Below are 20,698 nucleotides of genomic sequence, written 5' to 3' on the forward strand. Positions count from 1 at the left end.
TGTATTAATTATCGTTAATATTAACAGTGATTTAAGGTGTTTTCATAAAGTAACCGCTGGACCTATTTAGGTGAATAATCCTAAAGAGAGGGCCTATTTATGCGGTTTCAGGTCTTTTTCATGATGAAATCGGAGGAATCCGACGATTTTGTCAAGCGGATTCTGAAGCGCTGCTGTTTTTACATTGATTAAAATAATTGAACTGATATTGATGTGTCTGGAGTGTTGAGATGAATTTTCCTGCGGAACTGAGTGATTTAGAACAAGACCTGGCTCGATTTGAGCACTCCTTGCAGCAATTTGCTGAAAGATTAGGGCTGCGGTTATCCGAACATGAGGCCGATCACCTGGCGGTGCGCTGCCATCAGTTCGCCACGGCGGAGCGCTGGAAGGCGGGATTGCAGCAGATGGGCAGTCAGTTTTCCGAAGCAATGATCAACGGGCGCCCGATCTGCTTGTTCAAATTGCATCAGCCGTTAACGATCGCTGGATGGCAGGTCGATGTGATTGAGTTACCCTGGCCGGGTGAGAAATTATATCGCCATGAAGGCTGGGAACATGTGGAAATCGTGTTGCGCGGTGAGCCCGAAACATTGGGTGTGCGCGCGATGGCATTGCTCTCCGATCATGCACTGACGCAACCCGGCATTTCGTTCAAAACCAGCGCGCCAAAAGGTGAGCATGAGCGTTTGCCCAACCCGACACTGGCGGTGACGGACGGGCAAACTACCATCAAGTTTCATCCCTGGCGACTGGAAGAGATTGTCGCCAGTGAGCAAGGTTAACGCCGTGCCATGACCGCGCTGTGCAATCGGCTCACCGCCTGTTCCAGTAAGGCGCGCGTGCAGCCGAAGTTAAATCGTACGAAGTTATCATCACCGAAATCGCGGCCGGGTGAAAAACCGAGGCCGTGTTTTTCGAAATAGAGCGCGGGGCTGGCCACATCCAGCTGGCTGGCATCGATCCAGCCGAGATAGGTGGCTTCGGGCGAATTCATCTGCAGTTCGGGAAGCGCATTGACTTGCGCCACCAGCCAGTCGCGATTGGCTCGCAGATAGTCGATTTGCGCCTCTAGCCACGCATCGCCCTCACGCCAGGCCGCTTCTGCTGCCACCAGTGCGAGAATATCGACCCCTGGCACAATACCTTCGCGTACCTGTTTAAACCGTTTGCGTAATTCAGGGTTGGGGATAATCGCCATTGATGCGCCGAGACCAGCGATGTTGAAGGTTTTCGAGGGCGATATCAGCGTAATGCTGCGCTGTGCAGCATCATCACTCAATGCTGCAAAAGGAATATGGCGGGCATCGGGCGACAAAATCAAATCACAGTGAATTTCATCAGAACAAACGATCAAATCGTGTTGCTGAGCAAACGCCAGTTGCGCCTCCAATTCCTCGCGACGATACACGGTGCCGCCGGGGTTTTGCGGATTGCACAGCATCAGCAGGCGTTCATTGCCCTGTATCGCAGCCGTATCGAGATCGACGACCCAGCGGCCATGCTGTAAATGCAGCGGCAAGTTGATCTGTTCACGCTCGGCGAGTTTTGAGGCCGCGCGGAACGGTGGATAAATCGGCGTTGGCGCGACTGTGCGTTGCCCAGCCTCGGTAAACGCGCGGACCGAAAGGTTAAGCCCACTGACGACGCCAGGCAGCATAACGATCCATTCCGGCTGAATATGCCAGTTGTAGCGCTGCGCCAGGCGGGAAACAGTGATATCAATCAATCCTGTGGGTGTGCCGCCATAGCCAAAAACACCGTGATCGGCGCGTTTTTTAATGGCCTCAATAATGCAGGGCGGCGAGCGAAAATCAGTGTCTGCAACCCATAAAGGCAGCACATCACGATCGCCATATTTGTGCCACTTCAAACTATCGCTGTGACGACGGTCTATCCATTGATCAAAATCGAATGCCATAGTGAGGTTTCCACGTAAACTGTTCAATTAAGCAGACTAACTTAAGCCATCCTCTCGAGCCAGAAGTCATGAAAAGGAGCAAGCTATGACGAAACTGGAAATTTGTTGCTACGGCATCGACTGTGCAATGACTGCACAGCAGTCCGGTGCCGATCGCGTGGAACTGTGCAGTGCCCCACGCGAAGGCGGGCTGACGCCGTCAGCTGGCGTGCTGGAAGCCGCACAACGTGAACTGTCCATACCGGTTCACCCGATTGTTCGCCCGCGTGGCGGCGATTTTTGTTACACCGCACAGGAATTTGAGGTGATGAAATCCGATGTTGCACTGATGCGTGAACTCGGTTTCCCTGGCGTGGTGATCGGCATGCTGGATGAAGATGCCCATGTTGATATTGTGCGCATGCGGCAGATCATGGCGCTCAGTGATGGCATGGCGGTGACCTTCCACCGCGCTTTTGATTTGTGCCACAGCCCCAAACGTTCGCTGGACGTACTGACGGATTTAGGCGTTGCGCGTATTTTGACTTCCGGCCAGCAGCAGAGCGCGGAAACTGGAATTGCATTGTTGCGGGAACTAAATGAACTGAGCACGGGTCCAATTATTATGGCTGGTGCGGGTGTTCGTTTGAGCAATTTGCAGAAATTTATCGATAGTGGTCTGCAGGAAGTTCACAGCTCCGCCAGCCGACTGGTTGCTTCGCCGATGCGCTACCGTAAAGCCGGTGTCTCCATGTGCTCCGAAGCAGAAGTCGACGAATTCAGCCGAACTTGTGTCGACGGCGATGTGGTCGAAGCGATGAAAAGCATGCTGGAAATGACCGCAGTTCGTGTCGCCTGAGTTCGCACCCCTTTTGCCGCGCAGCACGCCAAAACTCTGACGTGATGTTTGCAAGTACCAAACCCCAGTGAGTTTTGCTGGGGTTCTTTTTGTCTGCTGTACAGCCGTTGATAGCGCATTGTTAAAAAAGATGCTTTGATTACTTTATGGCTTAGCGCGGATAACATTCATGAAATCCTACTCTTGTGCTGTTTTAGTGCTGTTGTTTCCCTTGTCTGGTTCAGCGCTGGCGGTGAGCACTGCCTGTCCGCCTCTGAGCAAAAATATTACCAGCAGCAACAACTGGATCATGCTGGGTGGTGATGCCAAAGGCGCGGTACGTCAGGTCGTAGCCGGTGAGTTTGGTAAAGATGTCGATTCGCAAAAGCGCGTGCTGGGGCAGTTCGATCAGTGCGGGGATTTGATGGTTGCCCACATTACGTATGACAAGAACGAAGGCAACGTGGTGCTGACCATGGAACAGCACATCGCCCGCGTGCAGCGAGGTTGGGTGGCGGAGTATGCCTACCTGGTCAAAGTGGTAAAAGCGGGCAAAGAGGAAGTGGTGGATAACCGTCAGGGCACCATCAGCTGGCAAATGGGTCAGCATGGCAACATCATCAGTTCTTCCGACAAATTCACCAGCATGGGCAAGGATGGCTTCACCGATACCACTTACCGCTACGACAAACATTTACGTCTGGAGAAAAGCGTCGCGCGCGGCAGTGATGTGATGACCAACGGAGAGAGCACCTGGCGCTGGAATCCACAAGGGCTGGTCACCTCATCGTCCAGTGCACGCGGTAAAGACACCTACAGTTATGATAAGCAGTGGCGAGAGCTGCGGCTTAATGGCTTCGCTACCACGCCTGTCAGTACCTTAAGTTCAGTTGATGAGTGTCAGTTATGGGATGAGGTGGGCAACTGTACGCTAAGTTATCTGCATGAAACCGAGGTGTTTGCTAAAGGCACCATCGAGCGCCACCTGAGTTCTGCGTACAAATATCAGTACTGGGATCGCCCGCCAGCTGTAGCGGATGACGGGGAATAAAGGCGTCTTATCCGGGCGCACCGTGGTGCGCCCAACCTCTTTTACTGCACGGTTTTACTGAAGGCATCCACTGCGACAATCGCGTTGGCAATATCCTCTGGCGACAAGTTCGGGTTGAGGTTCTTCAATGTATCCCCCTCGCTGTTTGCCAGCGCCCCGACGCGCAGCAGATTCTCCAAGGATTCATTCTCCAGATGCAGCTCTTTCAACGTGGTCGGCATCTTGATTGAGCGGTAGAAGCGGATATAGCGCGCAATCTCCTCATCCGGACGCTGCTCCAGCACCATTTGCGTCAACGTGCCGTAAGCGACTTTCTCGCCGTGCGTCAGATGATGGATATCGCCATCAATTGCGGTAAAGCCATTATGAATGGCGTGCGCACCCGCCAATCCGGCATTCTCGAATCCGAGTCCTGAAAGCAGGGTATTGGCTTCCACCACGGCTTCGACGGCTGGCGTCACGCGTTTTTCACTCACAGCGGTGTAAGCACTGTAGCCCCATGTCAGGAGCGTCTCTTCACAGGCGCGCGCAATGGCGGTGCCTGCAATGGTCGGATCGCCGTTGACCATCGATTTGGCGTGCGAGCGCAGCACGGCCTGAGCTTCAACCCAGGTGGCCAGACCATCGGCAATGCCGGAGGCGAACAAGCGGGCTGGCGCACCGGCACAAACCGCGGTATCCACTAGCACCAGATCCGGGTTTTTGCGGTAGAAGCGATAGCTCTCAAATACGCCGCTGTCGGAATAAATCACGGATAGCGCGCTACAGGGCGCATCCGTCGAGGCCACGGTCGGCACAATGGCGACCGGCTGCTTAAGCTCATCTGCAATCGCTTTTACGGTATCCAGCGTTTTACCGCCGCCAAGGCCCACCACCACATTGCTGCCTTGTGACCTCGCCAGTTGCGTTAAACGATTGATCTCGTTGCTGGAGGCTTCACCGTTAAACTGCTGCCAGCTGAACTCAATGCCCGCCGCTTTTAACGTTTTCTGTGTGCGTTCACCAATCAGTTTCCAGACGATGTCATCGGCGACCAAAAATGCATGCTGGCCCAGCTCGGCCACATAGGTCCCCAATTCATCCAGCACACCTGCACCCTGAACATACTTACGCGGAGAAGAAAAAATGAATTTACTCATAGCGACAACTCCTTGATGTGAGAAAAGCCGTTGCCGATAAAGTGACACAGATAAATGACGGAGATTTAACCATTACTGGCAAGTTGAGAATTATTATCAATTGCTGACGGAAGGTAACTATCGTCAAGATGTTGCGGCAAGGTTAAGATAGCGGCGAACTGACAGGGAGCTCGCCATGACACTGATATTTTCATTTCTTTTTGCCATTACTATTTTGACGTTAACGCCAGGCTTTGATACCGCGCTGGTGCTTAGATCCGCAGCCGCGCAAGGCTGGAAACGGGCATCAGCCACCGCATTGGGCGTCACCATGGGCTGTCTGGTGTGGGGCGTTGCGGTGGGGCTGGGGCTCGGCGCGCTGCTGCTGGCTTCCGAAATGGCGTATAACCTGCTGAAGTGGGTCGGCGCAGCCTATTTGTTATACCTCGGCGTCAAACTGCTGCTGAATCCCCGCACTCAGGTGGAAGAGAGCCAAAGCGTGCAAGGTAAAGAGCAGAGCTATTTCGCCTGCTTCTCGCGGGGATTATTCGGCAATTTACTCAATCCAAAAGTCGGCGTGTTTTATGTCACCTTTCTGCCACAGTTTATCCCGGCCGGGGCGTCAGTGGCGCTGTGGTGTACCTTGATGGCGTTAACCCACATGCTGATTGGATTAGTGTGGAATGCGGTGCTGATTGGCGGCAGTCAGTACTTTGCGGCGCATCTGCGTCGTCCAACGGTGCTGAAAGTGATGGATCGTCTGACCGGCTGCGTGTTTATCGGTTTCGCCGCGAAGCTGGCGCTGTCGCGGCGTTAAGCATTACGGTTTGCGTGCTACCAGCACCGCGCGCAGCGGTGCTGGATAACCTTCAACGGTTTTGCTGCTGTCGTTAGGATCAAGGAACTCGGCCAGCGATTCGCTGGTCATCCAGCTGGTGCGACGTTGCTCTTCCACTGACGTCACCGCGTAATCCGCGATGCGCACATCGACAAATCCACACTTCTCCAGCCAGCCCTTCAACGCGGCAGCGGACGGAATAAAGTAGACGTTACGCATCTGCGCATAACGTTCACCCGGCACCAGTACGGTGTTCTCATCGCCTTCCACCACCAACGTTTCCAGCACCAGCTCACCCTCGCTGACCAGCTGATTTTTCAACTGCAGCAAATGATCGAGCGGCGAGCGGCGGTGATACAGCACACCCATGGAAAACACCGTGTCGAAAGCCTGCAAGGCGGGCAGTTGTTCGATGCCAAGTGGCAGCAGATGGGCGCGACGATCGTCCCCCAGCAGCTTACGCACCGCTTCGAACTGACACAGGAACAGCTGCATCGGATCGATGCCGACCACCAGCTTCGCGCCTGCGCCGATCATACGCCACATGTGATAGCCGCTGCCGCAGCCGACATCCAGCACCGTGCGGTGGGTTAATGGCGAGATATGCGGCAGCACGCGATCCCATTTCCAGTCCGAGCGCCATTCGGTATCAATCTCGGTGCCGTAAAGGGAATAAGGACCTTTGCGCCAGGGCATCAGGTTGCGCAACAGGTTTTCAATACCAAGACGTTGGCGATCGGTGAGATCGTCAGCCGTGGCCGTGACGCTGTTGACCAGATCCAGCGTTTGCGGGTTCAGCAGCGGCAGGTAATCCACTGACTTTTCCCAGTCGCGGAATTTACCGTGCAGATTCTCGCGCTGCCAGGCTGCGACTTGTGCGGGTAAAACTTCCAGCCAGCTCGCCAATGGGCCGGTGGCGATTTGCTGATAAAAACGGCCAAAATCAATCATTTCAACGCTACCAAAGAACCAAAGTTAAAGCACTGGAACCACAATTCCGCATGGGCAAATCCGGCGGTTTTTAAACGCGCCTTGTGCGCTTCTACACTGTCGGTGAGCATGACGTTTTCCAGCATGCTGCGTTTCTGGCTGATTTCCAGTTCGCTATAACCGTTAGCACGCTTGAAGTCGTGATGCATGTTGAACAGCAGTTCGCCGACTTCGCCATCTTCAAAGCTGAATTTTTCAGACAGCACCAGCGCTCCGCCAGGATTCAAACCTTTAGCGATCTTTTTCAGCAGTTCCAGGCGCGCAGGCGGCTCAAGAAATTGCAGGGTAAAGTTCAGCACCACCATCGAAGCGTTTTCAATGTGGATGTCCTGAATATCCGCTTCAATCACCTGCACCGGCGTATCTGCGCGGAAAGCGTCAATGTGACGGCGGCAACGCTCCACCATCGCCGGAGAGTTATCCACGGCAATAATCTGGCAGCCGGGCACATGAATATTGCGGCGCACAGAGAGCGTGGCGGCACCCAGCGAGCAGCCGAGATCGTAAACCTGGCTATCAGGCTTCACAAAGCGTTCTGCCAGCATGCCAATCATCGAAATGATGTTGGAATAACCCGGCACCGAGCGCTGAATCATATCGGGAAAGACTTCAGCCACGCGCTCGTCAAAGGTCCAGTCACCCAGCTTATCGATGGGCGCAGAGAATAGCGTATCGCGGTCAGACATAATGAAAAGTCCGGAGAGAGGAATCGGAAAGGGCGCTATTCTGTCAGAAAGTCCCGCAGGCTGCACCCGCTTTGAGTTTAGAACAAGCTGCTTTGTTGCGGCCAGTCGGGCAGATTGCGCAGCGAAGGCTCAAGCTGCAACAGTTGAGGCCACAGCGCCTGCAGTAAGGGAAACACCTCGCCCATATCCGGCGTATGGATAAACAGCATCGGATCGCTGTCCGTCTGCCACTCCGCCAGTTTATGTTGCCAAGGCAGGAACAGCGGCACGCTCTCATCCACGCTATCGCTACCGATAAAGCGCACCATTGGTTGCGAACTGCTGCGCACAGCATGCGGTGGCACGCGCGGTTTTTTCGCCCGGGCGTCCACGGCGGCGGCGCTTTGCGAAGTCGAGGCGTGCACCGGACGGCTATCGAGGATCACGCGATTCACGCCGCGTTCCAGCAGGCCACGGTTGAACGCGCGCTCAGCCTCGCCTTTGGCAAAAAACTGCTCGTGGCGCACTTCAACGCCGTAACTAAACCCGCGCGGCAGGCTATCGAGGAACAGCCACAAGTCTTTCAGTTGCGCGGGTGAGAAGGTCGCCGGCAGTTGCAGCCAATACTGCCCGATGCGCTGGCTCAACGGATCGAGCAAGCGGAAGAATTCGTTCAGCAGTTCATCGCAGTTCCGAATCGCGGCTTTGTGGCTGATGCTGTTGGGAAATTTAAAGCAGAAGCGAAAGTCATCGTGAGTCATATCGCGCCAGCGCATCACTGCTTCCGGCGAGGGCAGCGCATACAGCGTGGTGTTGCCTTCCACGCAGTCAAACAGCTGGGCGTAATCCGCCAGGGTTTCCAGGCCATACTGCTTCCAGCGGGGATGCTGCCATTGCGGTAATCCAATGCGAAGTGTCAAACGTGGCTCCTGATCCTTTTACGGGCGGGAATAGGCCGGGTAATGTACCCTGTTTTGGTGTCGGCAGGAAAATCCGCGCGATAAACCGCAATGTTTTGCCCGCTTTGATCTGGCTCTACTTATCCTGCCTGGGTTTTTCCATTATAATAGCCGCCTTTTTTGCGACAGCATCTCAGAAGGTTACGCGGCCTGATGCTGTCTGGCAGCAGCGGCGAAGTTAAAAGGATACGTTATGCGTACAGAATATTGCGGACAGCTCAATCTGTCTCACGTGGGTCAGCAAGTCACTCTCTGCGGTTGGGTTAACCGCCGTCGCGATCTGGGCAGCCTGATTTTTATCGATATGCGCGACCGTGAAGGTATCGCTCAGGTATTCTTCGACGCAGATCATCAGGACGCTTTCCAGCTGGCCTCTGAGCTGCGTAACGAATTCTGTATCCAGATCACCGGCACCGTGCGTGCGCGTGAAGAGAAAAACCGCAACAGCGATATGGCCACCGGCGATGTCGAAGTGTTTGCCCATGCGCTGAACATCATCAACCGCGCTGAACCTCTGCCGCTGGACTCTAACCAGACCAACAGCGAAGAAGCGCGTCTGACCTATCGCTATCTGGACCTGCGTCGTCCGGAAATGGCACAGCGTCTGAAAACCCGTGCGAAAATCACCAGCTTCGTGCGTCGCTTTATGGATAACGAGGGCTTCCTCGATATCGAAACCCCGATGCTGACCAAAGCCACGCCAGAAGGTGCACGTGACTATCTGGTGCCAAGCCGCGTGCACAAAGGCAAATTCTACGCGCTGCCGCAGTCCCCACAGCTGTTCAAACAGCTGCTGATGATGTCCGGCTTCGATCGCTATTATCAGATCGTTAAATGCTTCCGTGATGAAGACTTGCGTGCAGACCGTCAGCCAGAATTCACCCAAATCGACGTGGAAACCTCTTTCATGACCGCCGAGCAGGTGCGTGAAAAGATGGAGCGTCTGATTCGTGAACTGTGGATCGACGTGAAAGGCGTGGATCTCGGTGACTTCCCGCAAATGACTTTTGCTGAAGCTATGAACCGTTACGGTTCTGACAAACCCGATCTGCGCAACCCAATGGAGCTTGTGGACGTGGCTGACCTGCTGAAAAGCGTGGAATTCCAGGTGTTCGCTGGTCCGGCTAACGATCCGAAAGGTCGTGTTGCCGCGCTGCGTGTGCCGGGTGGTGCAGCGCTGACGCGTAAGCAGATTGATGAGTACACCAAATTTGTTGAGATCTATGGCGCCAAAGGTTTGGCGTGGATGAAGATCAACGAGCGTGCAAAAGGCTTCGAGGGTGTACAGAGCCCGGTGGCGAAGTTCCTGACGCCTGAAATCGTTGAAGCGATTCTGAACCGCACCACTGCGCAAGATGGCGATCTGATCTTCTTCGGTGCTGACCGTGCCAAAATCGTCACTGATGCGCTGGGTGCACTGCGTCTGAAAGTGGGCCGTGATCTGAAGATTACTGACGAAAGCATGTGGGCACCGCTGTGGGTCATCGACTTCCCAATGTTTGAAGCGGATGAAGAGGGCGGTCTGGCTGCGATGCACCACCCGTTCACCTCGCCGAAAGAACTGACGGCTGAACAGCTGGCGGTCGACCCGACGCAGGCCGTGGCGAACGCTTACGATATGGTGATCAATGGCTACGAAGTGGGTGGCGGTTCCGTGCGTATCCACAACGGCAACATGCAGCAGACCGTGTTCAGCATTCTCGGTATCACCGAAGAAGAGCAGCGCGAGAAGTTTGGCTTCCTGCTGGATGCCCTGAAATACGGCACACCACCGCACGCGGGCCTGGCCTTTGGTCTTGACCGTCTGACGATGCTGCTGACCGGCACCGACAACATCCGTGATGTTATCGCGTTCCCGAAAACCACTGCAGCGGCGTGCCTGATGACCGAAGCGCCAAGCGAAGCCAACCCGGCAGCGTTGTTGGATCTCGGCATTCTTGTGGCTCCGAAGAAAGAAAAGTCAGAGAACAAGTAATGGGCTATAAACATCCGGTTTCAGTGCTGGTGGTGATTTTTGCGCGAGATACTGGCCGGGTGTTAATGCTGCAGCGACGGGATGATGAAAGCTTCTGGCAATCTGTAACGGGCAGCCTCGAAGCGGGTGAGAGCCCGCGTCAGGCGGCACAGCGCGAAGTGTCAGAAGAGCTGGGTATCGACGTTGCGGGCGAACAGTTGGTGCTGGACGATTGCCACAAACACATTGAGTTTGAAATCTTCCCGCACTATCGCCATCGCTACGCACCTGGCATCACGCACAACCGCGAACACTGGTTCCGGCTGGCACTTCCGCAAGAGCGCGATCTCCTACTTACGGAGCATCTCGCCGCGCGCTGGCTCGATCCTGCCGCAGCCGCAGCCCTGACCAAGTCCTGGAGTAATCGCCAGGCAATCGAAGAATTTACCTGAATGCCCGCCGCCGCGCGTTTTTCCGGCGACAATTAAGGTAGATTCCACGAATTCGACGAAGCGCATTTCCTTCGTGTTTAAATCCGGTGCCAGACATTTATCTCGCACCGCTAAAATTGAACAGATGGCGTAATCGGCAAAGATTGTCAGTTCTACGCCGCCCAATATTGAACAGTCAGGCGTTATCGGCGCAGCAAGGTTGTTCACCGCCAGCGCGCAGCAACCGGAGCGTACTTTTGTACGTGAGGATTGCGAGCACTGCCGGAGCGTACTTTTGTACGTGAGGATTGCGAGCACTGCCGGGGGACAAGATTGCAAGTGAGATAGCCTGCACCCTGTTAAAGATCGGAGAAATAGTAAAGATGGCTGGACACAGTAAGTGGGCAAACACCAAGCACCGCAAGGCGGCGCAGGACGCTAAGCGCGGTAAAATCTTCACCAAGATCATCCGTGAGCTGGTGACCGCAGCGAAACTGGGCGGCGGCGATGCCGGCTCGAACCCGCGTCTGCGCGCAGCAATGGACAAAGCCCTGTCCAACAACATGACCCGTGACACCATGAACCGTGCGATTGCACGCGGCGTGGGCGGCGAAGATGATTCCAACATGGAAACCATCATCTATGAAGGTTACGGTCCAGGCGGCTCAGCGGTGATGATCGAGTGTCTGAGTGACAACCGTAACCGTACCGTGGGCGAAGTGCGTCACGCCTTCACCAAAACCGGTGGCAACCTCGGCACCGACGGTTCCGTTTCTTACCTGTTCAGCAAAAAGGGTGTGATCTCCTTTGCGCCAGGCCAGGATGAAGATGCGGTCATGGAAGCGGCGCTGGAAGCCGGTGCGGAAGACGTGGTGAGCTACGACGACGGAGCGATTGATGTGTTTACCGCGTGGGAAGAACTGGGTGCGGTGCGTGATGCGCTGGAAGCCGGTGGCCTGAAGGCGGATACCGCTGAAGTCTCAATGATCCCTTCCACCAAAGCGGAAATGGATGCGGAAACCGCACCGAAACTGCTGCGTCTGATCGACATGCTGGAAGATTGCGACGATGTGCAGGAAGTTTATCATAATGGTGAAATTTCTGATGAGGTCGCGGAAACGCTGTAATGGCGTTTTCCATTAACCTCACAGCCGGAGGCGCGTAGTGGCGATCATTCTCGGGATTGACCCCGGCTCGCGCGTCACCGGTTACGGTGTGATTCGTCAGGTTGGCCGCCAGCTAAGCTATCTGGGCAGCGGCTGTATCCGCACCAACGTCACCGATCTACCCTCTCGTCTCAAATTGATTTACGCCGGGGTGACAGAAATCATCACCCAATTCTCGCCAGACTATTTTGCTATCGAGCAGGTATTTATGGCGAAGAATGCGGACTCAGCGCTTAAGCTGGGCCAGGCGCGTGGCGCAGCGATTGTGGCGGCGGTGAATCTCGATTTGCCGGTGTTCGAATATGCAGCACGTCAGGTCAAACAAACGGTAACCGGCACCGGTGGGGCAGAAAAAAGTCAGGTTCAGCACATGGTGCGCACCTTGCTGAAACTTCCCGCTAACCCGCAAGCTGATGCCGCTGATGCGCTGGCGATTGCCATCACCCATTGTCACCTGAGCCAAAATACCACGCGATTGAGTGACGCTAAGCTGGTGATGACGCGTGGGCGATTGCGGTCCGGCTGACGAAAACCCAAACATTGAAGGCTGGATATTGATCCAGCCTTTTTTATGATATAAATACCCGTCATATTTCCACTGGCTGATGCGCGAGCTACCCTTGTTCACCTGAATCACTGACCTTAGTGCGTTCATCGTCATGCGCTCGCTTGCCGCTTTAACGTCAGCGGAAATCAATCAGGTATTTTTAGGATTACATAAGGAACTGCTCAGGTGATTGGTCGCTTACGAGGCAATATTCTGGAAAAACAGCCGCCGCTGGTGTTGATTGAGGCGCACGGTGTGGGTTATGAAGTGCACATGCCAATGACCTGCTTCTACGAGCTGCCGGAGATCAATCAGGAAGCGATTATCTTCACCCAGTTTGTGGTGCGTGAAGATGCGCAGCTGCTGTTCGGCTTCAACAACAAACAAGAGCGTGCGCTGTTCCGTGAGCTGGTGAAAGTGAATGGCGTGGGGCCAAAGCTGGCACTGGCAATCCTTTCTGGCATGTCAGCACAACAGTTTGTGACCGCCGTTGAGCGTGAAGAGATCGCGTCATTGATCAAGTTGCCTGGCGTCGGCAAGAAAACCGCCGAGCGTCTGGTGGTGGAGATGAAAGACCGCTTTAAAGGCATGCACGGCGATCTGTTTGGCAGTGACTCGACCTTCACATTGACCACGCCGTCTGAAGCGCCAGCCGCGAATGACGCTGAGGCCGAAGCGGTTGCTGCACTGGTGGCGCTGGGTTATAAACCGCAAGAAGCCAGCCGCATGATCAGTAAAGTCGGCAAACCTGATGCGGATTGCGAAACCCTGATCCGTGAAGCTCTGCGCGCAGCTATTTGAGGTAATGCATGATTGAAGCCGATCGCCTGGTCTCGGGCATCTCTATAAATGAAGAAGAGAGCCTCGACCGTGCCATTCGTCCTAAGCTCCTGGCGGAATACGTGGGGCAACCGCAGGTGCGCGAGCAGATGGAGATTTTCATCAAAGCAGCGCAACTGCGTGGCGATGCGCTGGACCATCTGCTGATTTTCGGCCCGCCGGGATTAGGTAAAACCACGCTGGCTAACATTGTGGCGAATGAGATGGGCGTGAATTTACGTACCACTTCTGGTCCGGTGCTGGAGAAGGCAGGCGATCTGGCTGCGATGCTGACCAACCTCGAACCTCATGACGTGCTGTTTATCGATGAGATCCACCGCTTATCACCGGTGGTGGAAGAGGTGCTCTATCCGGCGATGGAAGACTATCAGCTGGATATTATGATTGGCGAAGGCCCAGCGGCGCGCTCAATCAAACTTGATTTGCCCCCCTTTACCCTGATTGGCGCCACCACGCGCGCGGGCTCGCTGACCTCGCCGCTGCGCGATCGCTTTGGTATTGTGCAACGCCTTGAATTTTACAACGTACCGGATCTGCAACACATCGTCAGCCGCAGTGCAGCGTGCTTAGGATTGGCATTAAGTGAAGAGGGCGCGTTAGAAGTGGCGCGCCGTGCCCGTGGTACACCTCGTATCGCCAACCGTTTATTGCGTCGCGTACGCGATTACGCCGAAGTTCGCGCCAACGGTGTGATGAGTGGTGAAGTCTCTGCCAGCGCACTCGATATGCTCAACGTCGATAATCAGGGTTTCGATTACATGGACCGCAAGCTGTTGCTGGCGATCATCGACAAGTTCTCGGGTGGTCCGGTGGGATTGGATAACCTGGCGGCGGCGATTGGTGAAGAACGGGAAACCATTGAAGATGTGATTGAACCCTTCCTGATTCAACAAGGATTCATTCAGCGCACGCCGCGCGGCCGTCTGGCCACGCAGCATGCCTATAAGCACTTCGGTATCAGTCGCGAAGAGTAATGCTGGCGTTCGTCCGGCTGCGCGATTTCACGATCGGGCATTCGCTAAGGGGCCGTTAATGGCCCCTTTATTACGCCGCCGGCTTTTTCGCCATACTAAAGATGAACAGCACAGCGGCGCAGAGTACGACGGAAGGGCCAGCGGGCGTGTCGTAAGTGGCGGAGAACGTCAGTCCGCCGGTGACCGCCAGAATACCGATAATCACCGCAAAACCGGCCATCTGTTCCGGTGAACGGGAGAAACGACGTGCGGTGGCAGCGGGAATAATCAACAGTGAGGTGATAATCAGTGCACCGACAAACTTCATTGCCACACCAATGGTCAAGGCGGTGACCAGCATCAGCATCAGGCGCGTGCGTTGAATGTTGACGCCATCCACTTGAGCTAACTCCGGGCTGATGGTCATCGACAGCAGTGAGCGCCATTGCCATGCCATCACCGCTAGTACAATGGCCACGCCAGCGCCCATCATCCACAAATCATCCGGTGTCACCGCCAGCAGATCGCCAAACAGATACGCCATTAAATCGACGCGTACACCCTGCATCAGGCTGACTACCACCAAACCCAGCGACAGCGCGCTGTGCGCCATAATGCCGAGTAACGTATCAATGGCCAGATGCGGACGACGCTCCAGCCACACTAAGCCCATAGCCAGAAATACAGTCACCAGAATCACGGCATAATAGGGATTCACATTGAGCAGCAGACCAAAGGCCACGCCGAGCAGCGAAGCGTGCGCCAGAGTATCGCCGAAATAAGACATGCGGCGCCAGACCACAAACGAGCCAAGCGGACCCGCCGCCAGCGCCAGCAGCACGCCACCGAGCCAGCCGGGTAATAACAATTCAATCATGACGGACCATTTCCTTTGCGCAGCACAATGCGTCCCTGTAAATCGTGACGGTGATTATGATGATGGCGATAAATAGCCAATTGCTGCGCGCCACGTGGGCCGAACATGGCGATAAATTCTGGATGCTGCGACACCGCTTCTGGCGTGCCGGAACAGCAGATGTGGTGGTTGAGGCACAATACCTCGTCAGTTTTTGCCATCACCAGATGCAGATCGTGCGAAACCATTAGCACGCCACAGTTGAGCTCCTGACGAAGCTGATCGATCAAATCGTAGAGCGCCACTTGCCCATTTACGTCAACGCCTTGCGTAGGTTCATCTAACACCAGTAACTGGGGTTGATTGAGCAGGGCACGCGCCAGCAGTACGCGCTGAGTTTCACCACCTGAAAGTTTTTGCAGAGGCGCATTCAGCAGATGTCCGGCCTGCACGCGTTTCAAAGCCGGGAGAATAGCATCTCGCTTGCTGCCACGCGTCAGACGCATAAAACGTTCAACGGTGATCGGCAGTGTCGGGTCGATGTGCAATTTCTGTGGCACGTAGCCGATGCGTAAACCGGGCGCGCGTTTGACCGTGCCAGCCGTGGGCGCGAGAAGGCCCAGCACCGTACGTACCAGCGTCGATTTGCCCGCGCCGTTCGGCCCAAGCAGCGTAAGTATTTTCCCTGGCTCCAGTGACAGGCTAATACCTGCTAGCACAGGGCGCTGGGAAAACTTGACGGAGATGTTTTCAAGTGTAACAAGTGACGACATATTATTTACGGGTTGCATTGAATTTCGAATGTTATAATATCACATTCCATCAACAGGTCACGATGGAATGACGCATTATGTTACACATTAAGCAGCGCTTCGCTTTCACTCTTCCTGCTGCGGCTCTCGCCGCCGCCTGCGCAATGCCCGCGCACTCAGCCGTAGTGGCTTCAATCAAACCGATCGGATTTATCGCAGCGGCCATTGCAGATGGCGTGACGCCAGTGGAAGTGCTGTTGCCCGATGGCGCTTCAGAGCACGATTATGCTTTACGTCCCTCTGATGTAAAACGTATTAAAAACGCGGACTTAGTGGTATGGGTTGGACCAGAAATGGAGGCGTTTCTGACCAAGTCAGCGGCAGAGTTACCTGAAGCTAAAAATCTCGAAATAGCGGCGATGCCAGGGGTGAAACCGCTACTGATTCGTGGTGGTGAGGACGAGGACGAACATGAGCACGGTCACGATCATGAGCATGACTCAGATAAGTCTGATGACCAGGAGCCGTCTCATACACACCACCACCATGGTGAATTTAATATGCACCTGTGGATGTCACCTGAGATTGCGCGACAATCTGCGGTTGCAATCCACGGAAAATTATTGGAACTTATGCCGCAAAGCAGAGCCAAACTTGACGCGAACCTGCAGCAGTTTGAAGCAGAATTAGCAGATGCGGATAAGCATATTGGCGCGCAGCTTGCCCCCGTTAAGAGTAAGGGTTACTTCGTTTTTCACGATGCGTACAGCTACTTTGAAAAACACTATGGTTTGTCCCCTGCTGGACATTTCACCGTCAACCCTGAGATCCAACCGGGCGCCCAGCGTTTACATCAAATACGAACACAGTTGGTTGAGCAAAAAGCCGTATGCGTTTTTGCTGAACCACAATTCAGGCCGGCCGTCATCGATGCCGTGTCTCGCGGAACCAACGTGCGCAAAGGCACACTTGACCCGCTGGGCATGGGAATCAGCTTAACCAAAGACAGCTATGTGAAATTCCTCTCACAGTTGTCGAGCCAGTATGCGAGCTGCCTGAATGGAGCATAGAGGAATAAGTAAAAGTGCAGCAGAAAGCCCGCTCTGTCGCCCTCGCATTTAATAATTTGCCGCGTCCCCACCGCGTTATGCTGGGTTCATTAACCGTTATCACGTTGGCCGTCGCTGTCTGGCGGCCTTACGTTTACCATCCCCATGATGTTGCCCCCATCGTGAAAGACATCACGCTGGACAAAAACGAACTGCGCACGCTGTTACCCGAAGCCAGTGAGCCGATCGATCAGACCACGGTTGAACCGGAAGAAGAGATTCCGGCCGATGACATCGATAAAGATGTGCAGGACAACCCGAATCAACACGATTACACCGTTTCCTCTGGCGATACCCTGAGCAGCGCACTGAATCAGTACGGTATTGATCTCAGTGATATCAATGCGTTAGTCAATAGCGATAAAGACTTCCGTAACCTGCGCGTCGGTCAGCAACTCAGCTGGACGTTGGATGCGGATGGTCAACTGCAAAACTTTACCTGGGAAGTGGATCGCCGCGAAACCCGCACTTACGAGCGCCAGCCGAATGGCAGCTTTAAGATGCAGCAGGAGATGCAAAAGGGCGAGTGGCAAAATAGTGTGCTGAAAGGTGAAGTGCGTGGCAGCTTTGGTGCCAGCGCCCAGCGTGCAGGCTTGACCAGTGCTGAAACCAGCAACGTTATCAAAGCCATGCAGTGGCAGATGGATTTCCGCAAACTGCGCGCCGGTGACGATTTTAGCGTGCTGATGTCACGCGAGATGCTGGATGGCAAAAGTGCGCAGAGCCAGCTGCTCGGCGTGCGTCTGCGTACCGGTGGCAAAGATTACTACGCGTTCCGCGCTGAAGATGGCAAATTCTATGATCGTAACGGCTCAGGCCTTGCCCGTGGTTTTATGCGCTTCCCGACGGTGAAACAGTATCGCGTTTCCTCCAACTTTAATCCGCGCCGTCTTAACCCGGTAACGGGCCGCATCGCACCACATAAGGGTGTCGATTTCGCGCTGCCGATCGGTACACCGGTATTGGCCGTGGGTGATGGTGAAGTGGTGATGGTCAAAAATGGCGGGGCGGCGGGTAACTACGTGGCCATTCGTCACGGTCGTCAGTATATGACCCGTTATATGCACCTGAGTAAGGCGCTGGTGAAACCAGGACAGAAAGTGAAGCGCGGTGACCGTATTGCGCTGTCAGGCAACACCGGGCGTTCTACGGGACCACATCTGCATTACGAAGTGTGGATCAACAATCAGGCCGTCAATCCACTCACGGCGAAACTGCCGCGTATGGAAGGGCTGACTGGTAAAGATCGCAGCAACTATCTGGCGGACGTGAAGAGTTATCTGCCACAGCTGGCACTGAAATAGCCCATTTCTGTAGCCAATATTGAAAAAACCGACGAATTATTCGTCGGTTTTTTGCTATCTGACGCATGATGATTGCAAAATTAACCACCGTCACTATCATTGTCCCGTCATTGTCAGAGGCGAGTGCATGGAAACCCGAAAGAAAAATAACAGTGAATTTATTCCCGTTTTTCAACGTTCTTTTTTAAAACCGAAATACTGGGGCAATTGGCTGGCGATTGGTGCGCTGGCGGGCATGGCAATGCTGCCTGCCAAAGTGCGCGACCCGATTTTGGGTGGATTGGGGCGGTTTGCCGGTAAGCTGGCAAAAAGTGCGCGTCGTCGTGCGTTGATCAATCTCTATTATTGCCTGCCGGAGTTAAGCGAGGCACAGCGCGAAGAGATTGCTGATCGTATGTTTGCCACCGCGCCACAGGCGATGGTGATGATGGCTGAGTTGGGGATGCGCGATCCGGCTCGTGTGCGCCAACGCGTTGACTGGCACGGCCGTGAAATTATCGAAGCCCTGCAGGCCAACAATGAGAACGTGATTTTTCTGGTGCCGCACGGTTGGGCCGTGGATATCCCGGCGATGCTGCTGGCGTCAGAGGGCCAGATGATGGCGGCCATGTTCCATAATCAGAGCGATCCGCTGCTGGATTATGTGTGGAACACCGTACGCCGTCGCTTTGGTGGCCGCATGCATGCACGTAATGACGGCATCAAGCCGTTTATCGCCTCGGTGCGTCAGGGCTATTATGGTTACTATCTGCCGGACCAGGATCACGGCCCGGAGCACAGTGAATTTGTGGATTTCTTTGCCACCTATAAAGCAACACTGCCAGCGGTCGGCCGATTGATGAAAGTGTGTCGCGCGCGCGTGGTGCCACTGTTTCCGGTGTACAACAGCGAGACCCATCGTCTGGAAATCTATGTGCGTCCGCCGATGGACGATTTGCTGGATGCCGACGATAACACCCTGGCGCGGCGAATGAATGAGGAAGTTGAGATATTTGTGCGGCCGCATCCAGAGCAATACACCTGGATTTTGAAGCTGCTGAAAACGCGTAAAGAAGGGGATATTGAACCTTATGCGCGTAAGGAGCTTTATCCTCGCAAGAAATAACGAAGGGGCCGATTGGCCCCTTTGATTATTCTACCGCTTCAACGTGGCTGCGTCGGATACGTTCACGCAGGAACAGTGTGACCAGGCCAAACCACAGCACACCCGCCGCAAAATTGATGCCGCTGAACCATGGCGTGCCACCACTGAAGTAGCCTGCTTTCGCCAGTTCAATCCCGATGGCCAGCGTCAGAATACTGATCATACCCAGCATGGCTGCCACGCTGCCTTTACCTTCGCTGCTGGAATACAGCGTCAGACGATACAGACCGGCGTTGACCATGCCCGCACCAAAGGCATACAGACTTAATCCTGCGGTCAGCAGCAGGTAGGTATGGCTGTCGAGCAGGTTAGCCAGCAACGAGATGCTTAAACCCAGCAGAATCGGCCACGCCGCGAATTTGACCGGCTGCTCGATGGGAACGCGACCCGCCAGTTTACCCAGCGTCAGGTTGCCAGCGATCATGGCAAGGAACACTGGCAGTTGCAGCAACGCATACTCCATGCGCGATAAGCCCTCGTCATGCATCAGAATCACGGGCGACAGGGCAACCCAGGTCAGAATCGGAATAAACACCAGGCCAATAGCGAAAGATCCATACATCACCTGACGATCGCGTGCCAGACGGCCATAGGCGCGCGCCAGATTCGGCAGGGCAATCGAGTGACTGCGATCGCCAGCGGTTTCCGGCATGATGCGCCACAGCACCACAAAGGCCACCACGCTACAAATCGCAAACAGCCAGAACATGCTACGCCATTCACCCACGGTCAACCAGGCGGCACCCGCCAGCGGACCGGCCAGCGGGGCTAAGAGGGCCACGTTGGCCATTAGCGCCATCATTCGCACCGCTAAAGCCTCATTAAACGCTTCCTGCACGGCGGCATAACTGACTGCACCGATAAAGCACAGGCTGATGCCCTGGATGAAACGCAGGGTTACAAACTGTTCGATGTTCGTGACCCAGGTGGTCAGAATGCAGGCCGCAGCAAAGAACAGAATGCCGAACAGCAGGACTGGACGGCGACCATATTTGTCCGAGAGCGGGCCCAGCAGCCACTGCAGCACCACGCCGCCCATCAGATAAGCAGTAAGAGAAGTCGACACCCATTCCGGGCCGACGTTGAATTCAGAAGTGACCAGCAGCATGCCGGGCTGAATCATGTCATGGGCGATGTAAGTCGCGAACTCAAACAACACCAGCGCGAGCGGGAACAGCAGCACCCGTCCGGTAAGTTGGGTAATCGGTTGATAGCGGGCCATCTGGCCTCCTTGTCAGAAAAAATAAAAACGCGACTGCCAGGCAGTCGCGTTTATCCATGTT

General features: G+C 54.7%; 21 protein-coding genes. 13 read left to right on the plus strand and 8 right to left on the minus strand.

All coding sequences use genetic code 11. The features are described 5' to 3' along the window. The first annotated feature begins 230 nt into the window (after positions 1–230). Positions 231–785, plus strand: coding sequence for a VOC family protein (locus AC1MDE_RS15780; RefSeq protein ID WP_182058982.1), 555 nt, complete (start codon positions 231–233; stop codon positions 783–785). On the opposite strand, the gene AC1MDE_RS15785 is transcribed toward AC1MDE_RS15780, so the two are convergent. After that, positions 782–1,921, minus strand: coding sequence for a MalY/PatB family protein (locus AC1MDE_RS15785; RefSeq protein WP_480344817.1), 1,140 nt, complete (start codon positions 1,919–1,921; stop codon positions 782–784). The two genes, AC1MDE_RS15780 and AC1MDE_RS15785, sit on opposite strands and share 4 nt — an antisense overlap. 85 nt (positions 1,922–2,006) lie before the next feature. On the opposite strand from AC1MDE_RS15785, the gene cutC reads away from it, so the two are divergent. Next, on the plus strand, positions 2,007–2,759 hold the full coding sequence (gene cutC, locus AC1MDE_RS15790; RefSeq protein ID WP_034828632.1) for a copper homeostasis protein CutC: 753 nt from the start codon (positions 2,007–2,009) through the stop codon (positions 2,757–2,759). Between the two features lie 169 nt (positions 2,760–2,928). Then, entirely contained in the window at positions 2,929–3,789 is an 861-nt protein-coding gene (locus tag AC1MDE_RS15795) for a hypothetical protein (protein ID WP_480344818.1), read from the plus strand. Between the two features lie 41 nt (positions 3,790–3,830). Here AC1MDE_RS15795 and AC1MDE_RS15800 read toward each other — a convergent pair whose 3' ends face one another. Beyond that, positions 3,831–4,928 carry a glycerol dehydrogenase gene (locus AC1MDE_RS15800; RefSeq protein WP_479398764.1) on the minus strand — a complete coding sequence of 366 codons (1,098 nt, stop codon included), beginning with the start codon at positions 4,926–4,928 and terminating at the stop codon, positions 3,831–3,833. A 175-nt stretch (positions 4,929–5,103) separates the two neighbouring features. Here AC1MDE_RS15800 and AC1MDE_RS15805 point away from each other — a divergent pair, with 175 nt between their 5' ends. Continuing rightward, positions 5,104–5,724, plus strand: a complete 621-nt coding sequence (locus AC1MDE_RS15805; RefSeq protein WP_479398762.1) for a LysE family translocator — start codon at positions 5,104–5,106, stop codon at positions 5,722–5,724. Positions 5,725–5,727: 3 nt separating this feature from the next. On the opposite strand, the gene cmoB is transcribed toward AC1MDE_RS15805, so the two are convergent. The 3 genes from cmoB to AC1MDE_RS15820 all read right to left on the minus strand — a co-directional run bounded on the left by cmoB (position 5,728) and on the right by AC1MDE_RS15820 (position 8,320). Then, a complete protein-coding gene (gene cmoB, locus AC1MDE_RS15810; protein WP_034828641.1) occupies positions 5,728–6,696 on the minus strand; it encodes a tRNA 5-methoxyuridine(34)/uridine 5-oxyacetic acid(34) synthase CmoB in 969 nt (322 codons plus the stop codon). After that, entirely contained in the window at positions 6,693–7,421 is a 729-nt protein-coding gene (gene cmoA / locus AC1MDE_RS15815) for a carboxy-S-adenosyl-L-methionine synthase CmoA (RefSeq protein ID WP_034828642.1), read from the minus strand. Before cmoA ends, cmoB begins: the two co-directional genes overlap by 4 nt. Before the next feature lie 77 nt (positions 7,422–7,498). Beyond that, positions 7,499–8,320 (minus strand): DUF72 domain-containing protein, encoded by an 822-nt coding sequence (locus AC1MDE_RS15820; protein WP_480344819.1) that lies wholly within the window; start codon positions 8,318–8,320, stop codon positions 7,499–7,501. 232 nt (positions 8,321–8,552) lie between these two features. Here AC1MDE_RS15820 and aspS point away from each other — a divergent pair, with 232 nt between their 5' ends. From aspS to ruvB, 6 genes are all read left to right on the plus strand, one after another. Further along, complete coding sequence (gene aspS, locus AC1MDE_RS15825) at positions 8,553–10,334, plus strand: aspartate--tRNA ligase (protein ID WP_034828646.1); 1,782 nt, start codon at positions 8,553–8,555, stop codon at positions 10,332–10,334. Further along, positions 10,334–10,765 (plus strand): dihydroneopterin triphosphate diphosphatase, encoded by a 432-nt coding sequence (gene nudB, locus AC1MDE_RS15830; protein ID WP_034828648.1) that lies wholly within the window; start codon positions 10,334–10,336, stop codon positions 10,763–10,765. Before aspS ends, nudB begins: the two co-directional genes overlap by 1 nt. A gap of 362 nt (positions 10,766–11,127) precedes the next feature. Next, the gene (locus AC1MDE_RS15835) at positions 11,128–11,871 is read left to right on the plus strand and encodes a YebC/PmpR family DNA-binding transcriptional regulator (RefSeq protein WP_034828649.1); all 744 of its coding nucleotides are present in this window, start codon (positions 11,128–11,130) and stop codon (positions 11,869–11,871) included. Between the two features lie 37 nt (positions 11,872–11,908). Next, entirely contained in the window at positions 11,909–12,436 is a 528-nt protein-coding gene (ruvC, locus tag AC1MDE_RS15840) for a crossover junction endodeoxyribonuclease RuvC (protein ID WP_038646509.1), read from the plus strand. A gap of 207 nt (positions 12,437–12,643) precedes the next feature. Then, complete coding sequence (gene ruvA / locus AC1MDE_RS15845) at positions 12,644–13,258, plus strand: Holliday junction branch migration protein RuvA (protein ID WP_034828652.1); 615 nt, start codon at positions 12,644–12,646, stop codon at positions 13,256–13,258. An 8-nt stretch (positions 13,259–13,266) separates the two neighbouring features. Further along, positions 13,267–14,271, plus strand: coding sequence for a Holliday junction branch migration DNA helicase RuvB (ruvB, locus tag AC1MDE_RS15850; RefSeq protein ID WP_058960186.1), 1,005 nt, complete (start codon positions 13,267–13,269; stop codon positions 14,269–14,271). A 70-nt stretch (positions 14,272–14,341) separates the two neighbouring features. Here the strand turns inward: ruvB and znuB are convergent, their stop codons facing one another. Together znuB and znuC are read right to left on the minus strand one after the other, a co-directional pair. After that, positions 14,342–15,127 carry a zinc ABC transporter permease subunit ZnuB gene (znuB, locus tag AC1MDE_RS15855; RefSeq protein ID WP_479398754.1) on the minus strand — a complete coding sequence of 262 codons (786 nt, stop codon included), beginning with the start codon at positions 15,125–15,127 and terminating at the stop codon, positions 14,342–14,344. Next, positions 15,124–15,879 carry a zinc ABC transporter ATP-binding protein ZnuC gene (gene znuC / locus AC1MDE_RS15860; protein ID WP_058960232.1) on the minus strand — a complete coding sequence of 252 codons (756 nt, stop codon included), beginning with the start codon at positions 15,877–15,879 and terminating at the stop codon, positions 15,124–15,126. The genes znuB and znuC overlap by 4 nt, the downstream gene beginning before the upstream one ends. Before the next feature lie 77 nt (positions 15,880–15,956). Here znuC and znuA point away from each other — a divergent pair, with 77 nt between their 5' ends. The 3 genes from znuA to lpxM all read left to right on the plus strand — a co-directional run bounded on the left by znuA (position 15,957) and on the right by lpxM (position 19,376). Further along, the gene (gene znuA / locus AC1MDE_RS15865) at positions 15,957–16,928 is read left to right on the plus strand and encodes a zinc ABC transporter substrate-binding protein ZnuA (RefSeq protein ID WP_058960184.1); all 972 of its coding nucleotides are present in this window, start codon (positions 15,957–15,959) and stop codon (positions 16,926–16,928) included. A gap of 14 nt (positions 16,929–16,942) precedes the next feature. Beyond that, on the plus strand, positions 16,943–18,271 hold the full coding sequence (mepM, locus tag AC1MDE_RS15870) for a murein DD-endopeptidase MepM (RefSeq protein ID WP_480344820.1): 1,329 nt from the start codon (positions 16,943–16,945) through the stop codon (positions 18,269–18,271). A 127-nt stretch (positions 18,272–18,398) separates the two neighbouring features. After that, complete coding sequence (lpxM, locus tag AC1MDE_RS15875; protein WP_058960183.1) at positions 18,399–19,376, plus strand: lauroyl-Kdo(2)-lipid IV(A) myristoyltransferase; 978 nt, start codon at positions 18,399–18,401, stop codon at positions 19,374–19,376. Positions 19,377–19,401: 25 nt separating this feature from the next. Here the strand turns inward: lpxM and AC1MDE_RS15880 are convergent, their stop codons facing one another. Beyond that, positions 19,402–20,637 carry an MFS transporter gene (locus tag AC1MDE_RS15880; protein WP_058960182.1) on the minus strand — a complete coding sequence of 412 codons (1,236 nt, stop codon included), beginning with the start codon at positions 20,635–20,637 and terminating at the stop codon, positions 19,402–19,404. Positions 20,638–20,698: the final 61 nt, after the last annotated feature.

It is taken from the genome of Pantoea folii (assembly GCF_056678875.1).

Bases quoted from the DNA above. Each gene is read 5' to 3' on its own strand.
- znuC (WP_058960232.1), bottom strand. From the start codon at position 15,879: ATGTCGTCACTTGTTACACTTGAAAACATCTCCGTCAAGTTTTCCCAG.
- AC1MDE_RS15805 (WP_479398762.1), top strand. From the start codon at position 5,104: ATGACACTGATATTTTCATTTCTTTTTGCCATTACTATTTTGACGTTA.
- ruvB (WP_058960186.1), top strand. From the start codon at position 13,267: ATGATTGAAGCCGATCGCCTGGTCTCGGGCATCTCTATAAATGAAGAA.
- cmoB (WP_034828641.1), bottom strand. From the start codon at position 6,696: ATGATTGATTTTGGCCGTTTTTATCAGCAAATCGCCACCGGCCCATTG.
- aspS (WP_034828646.1), top strand. From the start codon at position 8,553: ATGCGTACAGAATATTGCGGACAGCTCAATCTGTCTCACGTGGGTCAG.
- AC1MDE_RS15835 (WP_034828649.1), top strand. From the start codon at position 11,128: ATGGCTGGACACAGTAAGTGGGCAAACACCAAGCACCGCAAGGCGGCG.
- AC1MDE_RS15785 (WP_480344817.1), bottom strand. From the start codon at position 1,921: ATGGCATTCGATTTTGATCAATGGATAGACCGTCGTCACAGCGATAGT.
- AC1MDE_RS15880 (WP_058960182.1), bottom strand. From the start codon at position 20,637: ATGGCCCGCTATCAACCGATTACCCAACTTACCGGACGGGTGCTGCTG.
- znuA (WP_058960184.1), top strand. From the start codon at position 15,957: ATGTTACACATTAAGCAGCGCTTCGCTTTCACTCTTCCTGCTGCGGCT.
- cutC (WP_034828632.1), top strand. From the start codon at position 2,007: ATGACGAAACTGGAAATTTGTTGCTACGGCATCGACTGTGCAATGACT.
- cmoA (WP_034828642.1), bottom strand. From the start codon at position 7,421: ATGTCTGACCGCGATACGCTATTCTCTGCGCCCATCGATAAGCTGGGT.
- AC1MDE_RS15795 (WP_480344818.1), top strand. From the start codon at position 2,929: ATGAAATCCTACTCTTGTGCTGTTTTAGTGCTGTTGTTTCCCTTGTCT.
- znuB (WP_479398754.1), bottom strand. From the start codon at position 15,127: ATGATTGAATTGTTATTACCCGGCTGGCTCGGTGGCGTGCTGCTGGCG.
- AC1MDE_RS15780 (WP_182058982.1), top strand. From the start codon at position 231: ATGAATTTTCCTGCGGAACTGAGTGATTTAGAACAAGACCTGGCTCGA.
- lpxM (WP_058960183.1), top strand. From the start codon at position 18,399: ATGGAAACCCGAAAGAAAAATAACAGTGAATTTATTCCCGTTTTTCAA.
- AC1MDE_RS15800 (WP_479398764.1), bottom strand. From the start codon at position 4,928: ATGAGTAAATTCATTTTTTCTTCTCCGCGTAAGTATGTTCAGGGTGCA.
- nudB (WP_034828648.1), top strand. From the start codon at position 10,334: ATGGGCTATAAACATCCGGTTTCAGTGCTGGTGGTGATTTTTGCGCGA.